Source organism: Parapedobacter sp. SGR-10 (genome assembly GCF_011030405.1).
GTDB lineage: Bacteria > Bacteroidota > Bacteroidia > Sphingobacteriales > Sphingobacteriaceae > Sphingobacterium.
Window position 1 is genome coordinate 17,638 of the sequence record NZ_JAAJTJ010000015.1, and the last position, 14,634, is coordinate 32,271.

Genomic DNA, 14,634 nt, shown 5'->3' on the forward strand with positions numbered 1-14,634 from the left:
ATCAGTGGCCGTTTCTTATTTTAATCCTTTCTATAAAGGCAATGCAGCTCCCATGACTGTAGTGCCTGTCCGGGAACCATTGTTTTGATCTTGCAAGTAATAATTCTCGTCTAAGTCGAGGTTTGCTCCCAATACCTGAAGTTGTAACAATGTCATGCCAAACAAAGTTGCAGGAGTATTGTTCAATACCGGTAAAGATTTACCAAAACCTGTACCATATTGTGCAAATGGAGAAAACATGGTAGACGGATCGAAAGATTGCCCCGCTTCTATGGCCTTGTCATAATTATACACAGCCGACCCGACAATACTGGATTGCAGATTTATATTTGCTCCCCCGATTTCATTTGCATGTCCCGTGTTTCCTGATACGATCGAGTTGTATATATTTATCGTGTTGGCTGTAGGGCTGTTATTATTAAACACACCTGATCCCCCATTGCTAGCGGCATTGCCCACACCTCCCTCATTGTTACTGATCGTCGTATTGATGATATCTACCGTAGAGCCACCATACGCCGTGATGCCGGCACCGAAACCTGTTCCTATATTTTTATTGCCGTAAATAGAACAATTCACGATGGTGTACCTAGAGCGTTCACGGGAATATATGCCTGCCCCTACACGTGCAAAACCTACAGCACCAACTTGATTATCAGCAATCGTCACGTTATACAGGTAATTATACGTATCCACACCCGTGTTGAGGCTATATATGCCTCCTCCTACACCATTGGCAATATTTCCGATAACTTCCGAATCATACATGTACAGGGTAGAACCATCATTCCAGATACCTCCACCATTACTTATCCCTCTATTATTCGAAATACTGGTATTTCGCATGATGACTTCGGCTTGTGCCAACATATATACGCCGGGAATATGACCATCCGATACATTATCATGGATTCGACAATTGTCAAGATGCAATTTTGACTTGACCACGACCAATCCTCCTCCATAATTTCTCGCCACGTTTACGCCATTGACACTGACATTTCCAGACGAACCGGCATGGCCCTTGCTGATTATGATCCCACGCATAGATACGTAATGGTCTCCTTCGGGGATAGCAGACACAACAACAACGTGATAATTTTGGTCATTACCGCTCAAAACAACAGGATAAATTTCCGGGTCGGCCACACTTCCTTCTGTCGCATCGGCAGGATAACCGCCAATGATATGTATATTCTGCGCAATCTCAAAAGTATGATCATTCGCATTGGCGGTACTACCTCCTGTAACCGTAACAGTCGGTACATACGTACCTCCGGCTATATGGATAAAATCACCGTCTTTTGCCTCTTCCAAAGCCGCGGCTAAAGTGGTGGCATCTGTCCATGAAAGTCCGTCTTTATCGGGGTTGCCCGACATCTTCACATGAAAATGCCTTGTCTCATCAGGTGCAGGCTCACCACCTTCCTGAATAAGGGTCATTTTGACTTGCGTATCACCCGTTATATATCCGATGATCTCTGCCGTACGAGCCGTTGTGACCCTGTTTCGCGCAATAGCTACTTTGAAGGTACCCGTACCCTCCCCGTTAGGCTTGACAAAAGTCAGCCAATCTACATTGGTTTTAACGCGCCAAGGTAAATTAGCCACGATCGGCAACTCAATAGTATCCAGCTTACTAGGAACGGTAATCGTCAACTCTGGAAATGATATTTCTGGTGTATCAGCCTGAAAGCTTTCTAAATCAATCTTGTAACATGATGTCACAAAGATTTGTAATAAGATCATGAAAAATCCAATTTTCCCTAATCGATTGAGAACTGTATTCATGGTCATCTTTTTATTGTGTTTTAGATATAATTAATAAACCTGTCGCGACAGCACGCTCTTGCCCGCCATTATCAGAAGGCCAATTGCGAATCTCAAACCGGTCGGCGGCAAATGACGGCGTATTGCGTACAAAGAAGGTACTGGAACCTCCACCATCAAGATTGACCGCCTGATACGCACCCAAAGCCTTCATACATTTGCCCAGCGATTCATAATTCATCCCATTGGAATAATGAAAATTACGACCGTCGATGACCATAATATAGACGGTATTGCCATCTTCGGACACACCGATACACGTACGGGGTTCAACAGTGAAATCTGTCTGAGACACGACAATACCGTCTGTCACCAAAGTAGCCCGGGCCCCTACCGCCTCCATAATGTTCGGTGCAATAGTCTGATATAAAGCCCTGTCACCGACAGCGGCTTTTCCATTGTCTAAGATCCCAAAGAAAGTGGTATATATATCCGGAAAGGTTGTGCGAATAGCTACCCCTTCTTTATACAAAATACCTCGGGGCGTACCATTGGTACCATCAAAGAAATCTCCGTTCACTCCACCCCATACCTTGTGTCCTTCCGCATCTTCGAAAGTGGCTTGAACCGTCATACGCTGCCTGCCAAAAGCAGGGGCATTGTTGGGTGTAGACGCTTCTATCAAAATATTTGGATTGGTCAGGTCGACTTCAAAAATAGAGAGCTTCATAGCCAATCCTATGGAAGATAAATAACGGACTTCGGTAGCTTGCAAACCATCTACTACCACATAACTGGTATCCGAAAATACTTTACTGACCAAATCCGTACCTTCTACCAAACGTCTGGTCACATCCGTTTTGGGGATGGCGACATAGACATCATAAGGTTCTATTGTCTCCAGTTCCCTATCACATGCCCCCAAACAAAGGGTCATATGCACAAGAAACAAGAGGTATAAACGATTCATACGTATCTTTTTCATTATTGTCATGTTTAATAGCCAAGATTAGGTTCCAAGTTCGTATTGTACTGCAATTCACGTCCGGGGATGGGCAATAAAGTCTGATGAGATTTTATTCCTAATTTCTCAATCGCCTTATTCGTACGAACCAAATCATAATATCTGAAATTTTCTCCCATCAACTCCAAACGTCTCTCCTCCAATATCGCTTCGATAAACTGATCGTCAGAAGTCACACTGATGAACGATAGTCCACGAAAGTTACGCAACTCGTTCAGACGTGGCAAGCCGTTTACACGCCCCTGTGCCTCTGCACTGATCAGATACATCTCAGCTATCCTCGAAATAATCACCGGATCCTTTCCTGTCTGTCCACTAGGATATTTATTGACACAGTCTGTCCCTACGATATTGATGATAGAAATATCTTTACGTTTGTCCGTTGCTACATAGGCATTGACCAATTGTTGAGAGACACGATAGCTCCCTTGCCCTTTGTTAGGATGTGCATAGGAATAAAACAGGTCGGAAATATTGTTGGTTGATTCTTCGGACAAGTTTTCAAAGGCAAAAATGATCTCTGTATTTGCCTGCTTCCGAAAGATCTTCTCAAAAGTATCCAATTTATACTTACCTGATGTAATCAAGCTTTCGGCCAAACTAGCTGCTTGGGTCATTTTTCCCTGACTAAGCATAACTCTGGCCTTCAATGCTGTCGCCGCATCTGCCGATACATAATAATAATTGGCCGAAGTAGTCAACAGGGACAATGCCGCATCCAGATCGTCTTCGATAAATTCCCATACGTCCTCGACAGGGTCACGAAAAGGCTTATCTAAGGTATTTTTCCCAAAAATAGGAACCCTGCCCCACCTTGTTACGAGACTATAATAAATATACGCCCGAAAATAATATGCTTCGCCCAACGTTCTATTGCGTGCGGCAGAAAGTTCCATATCCTCACAAACGCCAATGACGTTGTTCACCTGAAACAATGCTCCATAATAACCGTTCCAACCTCCGCCCACCATGGAATTCAAAGGAGAAAGAATAGTATTGATGAGATCAAAAGGAGCCCCGGAAGCTGTATGGATATCACCACCTAACAGATCAAACAAAATAAAAGCATATACACCGGGATCATTCTGCATATCATTGTACATACCTAATCGCAATGCAGGAAGATCTGAAGGTGTAACAGCTTTTGGAGACATCGCCGAATACGGGTACAGGTCAAGCTTATTGCCACAAGATCCTGTCATCAGCAATATTCCAAATAGCGCACTTAGATATATTAATTTCTTTTTCATCTTGATTAAAGGTTAATGTTTACACCTAGATTATAAGTCCTCGGTTGTGGTGTATTAAACCAATCCGTACCAAAAAAACGAGGATCTAAATTTTTGCTCACTTCAGGATCCCATCCCGAATATTTCGTCCACAAAAACAGGTTATCCACTTGTCCGTATATTCTGATATTATTTACTGAAAAGTTTTTCACTTTAAAGGATGGTAAATGATAGCCCAATGTCACGGCCCGCAGACGAATAAAAGAACCATCCTCCAGAAAACGGGTCGAATTGCGGGTATTGAAGGTTTCACCTGCTATCGCTCTCGGGTAGACATTCGTGCTTCCCGGTCCGGTCCATTGGTTGACCACATATTCCTCCAATTGGGCAGTACGGTATCCTATACGGGCCAATGCAGAGGGTTTGGATTGATTATAGACATTATTGCCATACATGAACGTAGTCAATACATCTAGTTGTAGATTTTTATAATTAAATTTATTGTTCCAGCCTCCGGAGAATTTTGGATTGGAAGAGCCTATTACGACACGGTCATTATCATTGATAATCCCGTTTCCATCCAAATCGGTCCATCGCACATCTCCCGCTCTAACTCCCAGATCAAGCTGAGGTTGGGGTACCTCACCGTCATACTGGTATAAGCCTTCCATTTGGAACAAATAGAACGAGCCAATATCTCTTCCGACCTGTAAAGCACGGTTATCACCGATAGAAATCGGCAAATTATCATTGTCAATCAATGATAAAATCTTATTCTTATTGTGTGCTATATTGAAATTGGTGTTCCACTTGACGGATCCCAAATTAAAATCGGTGGAAGCCGAAAATTCTACCCCCCTGTTTTCCATGGATCCGATATTGCTCGTGATGGATGTCATACCCGTCGTAGCATGAATTGGCATGCTATACAATAAATCTGTGGTCTTTTTGTAATAGACATCAAAAGATAAATCCAGCTTACGGCCAAACAGACTGATATCAAAGCCAAAATCATACTGATCTGCTTTTTCCCAAGTCAAGTCTTCATTTCCAAAGGACGATACGGAAATACCACTTTCATTACCATAATTCTGACCTCCAGACATCAATGCTTGATAGGCATAGCTACCGATACCTTCTTGGTTTCCGGTCTTGCCATAACTTGCACGGATTTTTATATCCTGGTTGTTATCCCCCATAAATTCTTCTTTGGACACATTCCAGCCAAAGGAAATAGACGGGAAGTATCCCCAACGATTGTCCCGATGAAATTTGGACGATCCATCGGCACGTAGGGTAGCCGTCATCATATACTTATCGTCAAAAGCAACGGTACCCCGTCCAAAATAAGATTCCAGAGCCTACTCACTCATCGCACCACTCGCTCCAAATATCTCCGACGCTACTGAAATGGTCACTAGCGATGGTGTCGGAAATCCTCTTGCATCCACACCGGTATTTCTGATCTGTTGATTTTGGAATGAATGTCCAACCAATCCTGTTACTTCAAGTCTGTCAAACTTCTTTTGGTAGTTCACCGTATTTTCGTACAGATAACTCTGTATCAACCTATTGTAATCAAGAAACCGTCCTACACCTGTTCCATAAGGATGATGCTCGTTGAAGTATGTGTAGTCATACGTATAACCTATATCGGCATTGAATGAAGATTTGAACGATAGATTTTCTGTAAGCGTGATATTGCCGTAGAAAGTTCCTAAGTATCTAAAATTATCCACATAGGCAACTTGTTCATTGAGAATTTGTGCCGGATTGTGATAGACCAGTTCATCCGTACCACCGACATAGTAATCACCGTTAGGTTTGAATGGCCTGTCAAACGGCCGCTGACCTATCGTACGGCCAATGATGGTTGTACCGGCATTAGCACCGGGTATCTGGTTGTTACGAATAAAGTTTCCCACATTGTTAGCCCCCAGCTCTAGCCAATTATTGAATCTATGGGATAGCTTCGCGGTGACATTATACTTTTCGATAGAATTATTCTTAAAAATCCCCTCTTGATCGGTATAGCCAAATCCCAAGTAATAATTTGTATGGGGTGTTCCTCCTGAGAAAGTCGTATTTAAGTTTTTGAAGTAACCCTTTTGCAATACCAATCCCACCCAGTCCGTATCTGGCATATCGCCAAAAGGGTTGCTGATCGGTATTTTGTAATTGACATCACCGGGCGCAAGGCCGTATTGTACATTATAATTGTGCTGTCCCTGGTTAAATTGTTGCACGTGCAAATCAGAGCTAGCAATTTTCACCTTACTCCGATTGGGAAATTCCGAAAATCCCGTGCTCAGATCTACCCGGATATTGTTCACGCCATTTTTTCCGGATTTGGTCGTGATCAGGATCACGCCATTGGAAGCCCGCGAACCATAAATGGCAGCCGAAGCCGCATCTTTCAGCACTTCTATGGATTCGATATTAGCATGGTTCAAAGCTGCCAATGGGCTATACGTCTCCCCAAAATCATATAAGGACATATTCGCCGTATTGATAGGCACCCCATCGATTACATAAAGCGGATTGTTGCCTGCGCTGATTGACGAAAAACCCCGCACAGAAATCCGTTCTCCTGAAGCAAGGTTACCGGACCCGACAGATACATTTACACCTGCTATCCGACCTTCCAATAACCGTGTAGGACTGGCGACCTGACGGACATCTTCATCTTTTACTTTAAAGCTACCGATTGCACTGGTCACCAGCTCTTTCTTTTGGGTTCCATAGCCCACGATCACCACTTCGTCCAGACCGCTCAACGAAGCTGACAAATCGACCTGCAGGACCTGTCCTTGCTGAAAGACCAATGTACGGGAAGTAAAACCGAGAGCCGTCACGATCAGACTTCCCGATGATACAGGGACAGAAAGTCTAAAATATCCGTTTTCGTCGGTCGCGGTAGCTAGGTTGCTGTTGGCCAATGACACCGTCGCCCCGATGATAGGCTGATTATTGGCATCTTTGACATACCCTTGAACAACTTGCTGAACTCCTAATTCGTCCCTACCTAGTTCTTCTTTGGGCTTAATCAGCACGATATTATTATCCAAGGCATACACTAAACCATTAGGGGTCAAAACTTTATTCAACACTTCCGTAAAGTCTTTATTTTTCACAGACAAGTCCAATGCTTCTAAATTCTTTAAGTGTGCATTGTTATAAAGAAAGTCATAGTTCGTTTGCTTTTGGATAGCTTCCAACACCTCTTGGAAACTTGCTTGTTTTACATTAATGGAAATCTTTTGTCCGAATGTCGATGCACTGGCATACATCATGGTTCCGAACAACAATAAAGAAACCAATTTCATAATTAACAAGTATTTATATAACCCTCCCATGGAAAAGAGCGGATTAATCGTAAAAATATGATACATTTGAAAAGTATTTGGTAAATAATTTACTGTTAACAAGGTTATTTATTTAATCCATGTACATCTTGCGGAAGCGTGGCAGCGCTTCCGTTTTTTTATGTTTTTATTTCATCACGATGACCCTCCCTTCTATGATTTTGAATTTTATATTGGAAATCTTCTCGATGTTGTCCAATACCTCGGTCAGATTTCTCGTTCTTTTGATCGCTCCTGTAAACCGTTCATCCGAACGAACTTCATAATCTACACCCTTGATGGCGTACCACCGCTGAATATCTTCCAAAATCTCCTGAATAGAAGCATTGCTAAATCTAAAATATCCTTCTTTCCATGCCATGATTTGCTGTACATTGACCTTTCTTTTGGTTATGTCTTTTCCATCTATCGACACGGCCTGTTCGCCCGGACGGAGATCCACTCGTTTATTTTCATGGTTTACCCGTACAGCCCCTTCCAATAAGGTCGTCTGTACCTGCATTTGATCCATATAGGATTTGATATTGAAATGTGTACCGAGTACCGTAATATCTGTACTTTTCGTATGGACGACAAAGGGTTTTTCCTTATTGTGTGCCACCTCAAAATACCCTTCCCCAACTAATTTGACACGACGATCCGATGTATTAAAATCAGAAGGGATCTGCAGTTTAGAATCTGAATTAAGAAAAACCAGAGAACCATCGGGCAGATGCAACGAAAAAGAGGTACCCTTAGGTGTACTGAACAGGTGAAAATGATCCTCGCCTTTGGTTGCTGGATGATAGGCTTCTTCGTCAAATGACATCGCAATCGAACCATCAGACAGCTTTGTTAATAACACACCGTCGTGATTAAAGTGAAATGCTGGGCTATCATTAAAATCAATAGTTGTCCCATTTGCTAATTTCAATAGAGCGTCAGCATGTTCAGGCAAGGTTAAAAGACTATCTTGTATAATATGGGAGACCGTAGATACAGGCAAGACAGATGTATGCAGCTTAAAATAATATGTCCCGATAGTCAATATTAATACAGCTGCTGCTACACTCCACCATCTTCCGACAAACTTATGCCAACGAACTTTGCCCGCATTTGGCTTATTTTCTAATATTTGTCTATAGATCCGTTCCTGATCAAAATCGGATCGCCCCTCAATATTGGCATATCGATCAAGGGAGGTCAAAAAATCATCTTCATGATCATCTAGATCTTCAAGCAATTCTTGCAGCTCTGATTCAGAAATTTGATTCTTTATGTATTTTTCAATGAGATAATGGAACCTTTCTTTATGCACAGAATAATTATTTTAGTTTTATAATTACTCTTAGTACACACGAGAAACAAAAGGGGACTAGTGGAAAATAGAAAAAAATGAAAATAATGTCCAAAAGTACAGATAGTCGGACTTTTCCAATCCGTTACGCAGAAATTTAAGTGCTTGAACGATATGGTTTTTTACTGTATGCGCTGATAATCCGAGTTTATCGGCAATTTGTTGGTGGGTAAACCCCTCTTCCCTACTCATTTTCCATATCGTACGTTGCCTTTCGGGCATCTGTTCTACAGAATGACGTAGTAGTGTATTCAGTTCATTATAACTAACTTTATTTTCCTCCTCCATCAATACGGAATTGAGATAAAGTTCTTTTACAGCCTGTTGATCATATCTGAGGGTTCTTAGCTTATTAAAGCATATTCGTTTGCCGATAACGTACAGGTACGGCCATATGGATTTTTCGGTATCTACTTCCTCCCGATGTATCCATAGCTTGAGGAAAGTTTCCTGTACCACCTCTTCTGCCCACTCCTTATTCTTCAAGACTTTGTAGCCCAATGAAAAGATGCTCGGACTGTATGCAATATATAATTCTCTGAAAGCAGCTTCGTCACCACATTTCAACAGAATCAATATATTTTGTGCATCCTTCATAATATGTTTGGAAGAAATTGGCTTAACAAACTTAAGCTAACTATCCGATAAAAACAAATCTTGATGCAAAGCTAATATTCTTGTATTAAGCTAATATTAAAAAAGCATTTTGCGAAAAATAAAAACCAAAAGAGGGCAAAAAGTCAAATAAAATCGCTTAAATTGTCACTCTGAGGCTTGTCGACTACGAATCAGGCATCAGGGGAGTATTGCATGCTTCTTCATGACCTCCAATACAAAAGGTTCAATTTTATCAGCCATACGCATGAAGCCCAGATCGTTCGGATGTGTGCCATCGGTCGTGCCTTCATGATCATGTCCCAACAGAAAATCATCGTCTAAATAATACAGACCTTTTACACCTTTGGCAATCAGTTTCTGGTATTCAGCTTTCCATTGCCTATTTTGCTCCCGATTTCGGACATTCCAGTTTTGATTAAAAAAACTCAATTCACGTACAACAGAAGGTATCATGACAATGGGAATATTCGGGTGTTTTTTGCGGATATATTCTACTAAATAGGCCGTTCTGCCCGCAACTTGTTCGGGTGATGAATTGGGTACACAGTCCAGTACAAATACGTCTGGGTTTATATCACCCAACATATGCACGACCTCTTTTTCCATACGGGCATTTCCGCTGATACCAAAGTTGACAAAATTCAATCCCGTTCTACGGGACATAATCGCAGGATAAGCCATGCCCGAACGACTAGCTGATGCGCCATGTACGATACTAGATCCATAGACGACGATATTTTTTTTGAATGGATTGGACAATGGTTCTACAGTATACCCCTCTGTTACGCCTATTTGTAGATTTTTGGTTTCATCATACAAGGGAAGATAGACCAAAAACTCTTTTTCGTTTGTTCCCAGATATTCGGCCAACTTAAGTTCTTCACATTCCTTGATCGTGCCCTTGGAACTGGCATATTGCCATTGTCCTTGTGCATTCTTTATATAGACATCCAAACCTTTATTGGCAATAGCCGTCAAATTTAACCCGACTCTTCTCTTAGTCACACACCATTTGGCATAAATTTCGGGAGCATTGGTTTTAAAAGTCACAAAAAGGCCCGCACTATTTGTATATAACCTTTTCACCGCGGCAGGCATATCATTGTATTTCAATGTATCTACGCGGTGGTATTTTTGCGGGGTATCAAACAACTTACCGTAAACAGGCAATTCAGTAAATCGAACCGGAGTTTTTTGTGCAAGAGCAAATTGTATGATACAAACAGCTATAAATGACAGTAAAATTTGTTTTTTCATGGAATAGTTTATAACGTAAGAAACCTATAAGGCTTCAAAAACCTTATAGGTTTAATTATTTGATTCTTCTTAAAACAAAGACGGATAACGTTGCGGATTAACATCATGCATAACCTCATAGACGATCTCCACCACATCATCGGCCGAAGGTTTGGTAAAATAATCCCCGTCCGAACCATAAGGAGGACGATGGGCCTTGGCACTCAATGTCCTCGGCTGGCTATCCAATGCAAAATACCCTTGTTGTTCTTCGAGGATCTTCTGCAAGATATAAGCAGAGGCGCCTCCGGGCAGATCCTCATCTACCACCAAAAGCCTATTGGTCTTTTGTAAGGATTTTGCACAAAGATGCTCCCTATCAAACGGTAACAAACATTGTATATCGATTATTTCGATGGAAATACCAACTTTTTCCAATTCCAAAGCCGCTTCTTGCACGATCCGTAAGGTCGATCCATAGGACACGACCGTGATATCCTGCCCTTCACGGATTAAATCGGCAATACCAATAGGGACAGTAAATTCCCCCACATTGAGTGGTAATTTTTCTTTCAACCTATACCCATTCAGACATTCAATAACCAATGCCGGATCATTCATTTTCAACAAAGTATTGTACATACCTGCGGCCTGCGTCATATTGCGAGGGACACATACGTGTAGACCTCTCAGACTTCCGAGGATGACCGACATAGGCGATCCCGAATGCCAGATACCTTCCAGGCGATGCCCTCGGGTACGGATGATCAAAGGAGCCCGTTGCTGTCCTTTCGTTCGATAGCTCAACGAAGCCAGGTCATCGCTCAAAACGGGAAGGGCATAGATCAGATAATCCAGGTATTGAATCTCCGCAATAGGGCGCAAACCACGCATAGCCAAGCCCATACCCTTACCGATAATGGCCGACTCACGAATACCCGTATCAAAAATACGCTGTTCACCAAACTTTTCCTGCAAGCCTGCAAACCCCTGGTTTACATCACCTATCTTGCCTACATCTTCACCAAAGGCCAATAAACGGTCATTGTTTTGGAAATTAGCTTCAAAACAAGCATTCAGCACCTTTCTTCCATCGACCAATCGAGGACTTTCGCCATACTCAGGTGGAACGGATGAATCTAAAAGCTCACTATGAAACTCAGATGTCAAACAGTCGTTGTATCGACTGTGATTGACTGCCTGACGTTGCCTATACCATGCCAACAAAGCTTCTTTGGCCGACGAACTATCAAATCGGAGTTCTCTCAACACCAACCTCACCGTAGAATAGATTTCTTTCAACGAAGGTTCGGATATGGACTGCAAGGTTTTGAGAGACAATACGACGTCCTCCTGCCCAAATTGTCCCAACATCTGTACGGCTTCTTTCAAGTCTCCCTGTAGCGTTTTTCGATAATCCGACCAAGCCCTACGTTGCTCTGAGCGTACATAGTCTTTTGCTTCCTGTTCGATAGCGATCAATTGCTCTTCTGTAGCCAAACCGGCATCCAGCAACCAATTTCGCATCTGCTGATTGCAGTCATATTCCTCTTCCCAGCGCAATCTATCTTTCGTTTTGTACCGTTCATGCGAGCCAGAGGACGAATGCCCTTGGGGTTGGGAAAGTTCGGTCACGTGTACCAAACAAGGAATATGCTTTTCCCGGGCAATCTGCGCCGCTTTCTCGTAGACTTCGCACAAGCCTGCATAATCCCAACCTTTGACCTTGAAAATCTCAAAACCCTCACCATTTTGATCACGTTGGAAACCTTTCAACACTTCAGATATATCGGCTTTGGTTGTCTGTACCTCGTTGGGCACGGATATTCCGTAGCCATCATCCCAAATCGAAATGACAAGTGGTAGTTGCTTGACCCCTGCGGCATTCACGGTCTCCCAAAACACACCTTCCGAAGTGGAGGCGTTGCCCACGGTGCAAAATACCACCTCATTGCCTTCGTTTGAAAAGTATTTCAGATAAGACAAATCCGGATTTTCCCGGTACAGCTTCGAAGCCAATCCCAGTCCCAAGGAGCGGGACATCTGCCCACCGGTTGTCGAAATATCAGACACCGAATTGACCTGTTCGGTTTGATTCTTCCAGTTGCCTTCTTCGTCAACCTGCCTCGTGGAAAAATGAGACACCATCTGTCGTCCTCCCGAGGATATGTCAGCCGCTAAATCCGGATTAGCATACAATTGGGAGAAAAAATGATAGATAGAACTCATACCTGTGGCAAATGCCAAGGTCTGGTCCCTATAATAGCCGGATCGCCAATCTCCTTTTCGGAAGACCTTGGCCATCGCGATTTGTGCCACTTCCTTGCCATCACCAAAAATGCCGAACTTTGCCTTCCCCGTCAAAACCTCCTTTCGGCCCAGCAAACTGACTATCCTGCTCTGTACTGCTAATTTGTAATCCTCCAGAATAATATGACGAAAGTCTTCATAACTCAGTCGAGATGGGATCAGATCAGCAGTAACGTTCAAATTCGTATCTAACATTATGGGAAATCAATTTTAACAAAAGTACAAAAATTACTTTTTACAAGATAAACCAGTTGTACATTATGTGCGTTTTTTTGTCATTCCGACGACAGGAGGAATCTGATAAGCATACATGAGCAGATGCTTCCTATCGTCAGCATGACAACAGAGTGGTTTTTATTTGATAATGCACAATGGGTAAGATAAGTATAAATTCATTAATCTCTTGAAATTATACAATGGAATTATGTAGCTTTAACACCGAAATTGAGAGGAATGGACAAAACGACACAGGATACAGCAGGTTTAGGAGATTTAGAAAAAACGTTGATCATCAACGAACTGATGCAGATACCTTTTGCTCATCGAGACGAACATTGGGTAGATCGTTTTTTACAGGCTATTGCCGGAGCCAATCTAAAACTCGGCCAACAAGAAGTTGCTTTGGCGGCAGACGGTTATCCCTATCTACTGTTGGAAACCGTAGCCCCCGACGAAAACTTCAAAGCCTTTGTCATCGACAAACAATTGCCTATGATATTGCAAGAAGGCTTCGGAATCATCATCAATGCCCACCACGCCAAGCCGGATTGGGTATTCTCTTATGGTGACATCGTCAACCTGGAACTCCATGATGAATTCTACACCGATGACAGTATCTTTTCCCGACGCCAGGGAGACGAAACGCTTTCTTCTGACGAAGAGGTTTTGATCGGACAACCCTCGGATAGTATATTGCCCAAATACCTCAGGGTACAACTTCGGGATTTTCTAGTACAATCGGGGGTAAAGAACCCAAAAACTATGTTGATGGCCAGAAACCATAAGGATGAACAGCAGGTATCACAGGACTTGGTTTTCAACTTCACGCCTGAGCAATTTGGGAATAGAAATGCATTCAACGAGATCATGCAAACCATTGCCTGGTTTCTTCCAAGACACTATTCCTTCTTCTGTATCGATGAGATGGCCGTAGAGAATGGATTTGAACCTATATAAAAAAGTGATAAGGGTTATGAAAGTGATGAGAGTGATGGAGTCATAACAATCACAACTTACTTCACCTACATAACTTTCATAACATATATAACTCCTATAACTTTAAAGCACAATGTATTTATTTAATGTAAGAGTTTATGGAATTTTGGTCGATCAATACGACCGAGTACTCATCAGTGACGAAAGAACACAAAACGTCGCATTTACAAAATTCCCCGGAGGAGGATTGGAATACGGGGAAGGATTGATAGATGCGTTGAAGCGGGAATTTTGGGAGGAATGTAAATTGGAAATCGACATTGTCCAACACGTCTACACCACAGACTTTTTTGAAAAGTCCAGTTTCAATGATAGTCAGATCCTATCCATTTATTATCAAGTCAAGGCCCTCAATTCTTTTGAATTGCAACTCAAGGAAAAACCCTTTGATTTTGACCTTGACATCCACACGGAAAAACAGGAAGCCTTTCGTCTCATAGACAGCAACCTCTTGAAACAAAATGACCTGACATTCAAGACAGATCAAGTGGCATGGTCAGCTTTTCAAGAAATAAAGAATATAAAGTAGGG

General features: G+C 42.3%; 9 protein-coding genes and 1 pseudogene. 2 read left to right on the forward strand and 8 right to left on the reverse strand.

The features are described from left to right. Positions 1 to 30: 30 nt before the first annotated feature. The 8 genes and pseudogenes from G5B00_RS11510 to G5B00_RS11545 form a co-directional block, all read right to left on the reverse strand. Positions 31 to 1,749, reverse strand: coding sequence for a right-handed parallel beta-helix repeat-containing protein (locus tag G5B00_RS11510; RefSeq protein WP_240894468.1), 1,719 nt, complete (start codon positions 1,747 to 1,749; stop codon positions 31 to 33). Between the two features lie 52 nt (positions 1,750 to 1,801). Next, a complete protein-coding gene (locus tag G5B00_RS11515) occupies positions 1,802 to 2,755 on the reverse strand; it encodes a phosphodiester glycosidase family protein (RefSeq protein ID WP_163875249.1) in 954 nt (317 codons plus the stop codon). Between the two features lie 11 nt (positions 2,756 to 2,766). Further along, positions 2,767 to 4,044, reverse strand: coding sequence for a RagB/SusD family nutrient uptake outer membrane protein (locus G5B00_RS11520; RefSeq protein ID WP_163875252.1), 1,278 nt, complete (start codon positions 4,042 to 4,044; stop codon positions 2,767 to 2,769). 5 nt (positions 4,045 to 4,049) lie between these two features. Continuing rightward, positions 4,050 to 7,415, reverse strand: a pseudogene (locus G5B00_RS18175) (TonB-dependent receptor). A 100-nt stretch (positions 7,416 to 7,515) separates the two neighbouring features. Continuing rightward, positions 7,516 to 8,685: a FecR family protein gene (locus tag G5B00_RS18350; protein ID WP_163875255.1), complete on the reverse strand. Its 1,170-nt coding sequence runs from the start codon at positions 8,683 to 8,685 to the stop codon at positions 7,516 to 7,518. A gap of 57 nt (positions 8,686 to 8,742) precedes the next feature. Beyond that, positions 8,743 to 9,321 (reverse strand): RNA polymerase sigma factor, encoded by a 579-nt coding sequence (locus G5B00_RS11535; RefSeq protein WP_163875258.1) that lies wholly within the window; start codon positions 9,319 to 9,321, stop codon positions 8,743 to 8,745. Positions 9,322 to 9,519: 198 nt separating this feature from the next. Continuing rightward, positions 9,520 to 10,599, reverse strand: coding sequence for an SGNH/GDSL hydrolase family protein (locus G5B00_RS11540; RefSeq protein ID WP_163875261.1), 1,080 nt, complete (start codon positions 10,597 to 10,599; stop codon positions 9,520 to 9,522). Between the two features lie 69 nt (positions 10,600 to 10,668). Continuing rightward, the gene (locus tag G5B00_RS11545) at positions 10,669 to 13,083 is read right to left on the reverse strand and encodes a thiamine pyrophosphate-dependent enzyme (RefSeq protein WP_163875263.1); all 2,415 of its coding nucleotides are present in this window, start codon (positions 13,081 to 13,083) and stop codon (positions 10,669 to 10,671) included. Between the two features lie 258 nt (positions 13,084 to 13,341). Between G5B00_RS11545 and G5B00_RS11550 the strand changes: the two genes are divergently transcribed. Beyond that, a complete protein-coding gene (locus G5B00_RS11550) occupies positions 13,342 to 14,064 on the forward strand; it encodes a hypothetical protein (protein WP_163875266.1) in 723 nt (240 codons plus the stop codon). A gap of 112 nt (positions 14,065 to 14,176) precedes the next feature. Beyond that, complete coding sequence (locus G5B00_RS11555) at positions 14,177 to 14,632, forward strand: NUDIX domain-containing protein (RefSeq protein ID WP_163875270.1); 456 nt, start codon at positions 14,177 to 14,179, stop codon at positions 14,630 to 14,632. The last annotated feature ends 2 nt before the right edge of the window (positions 14,633 to 14,634 follow it).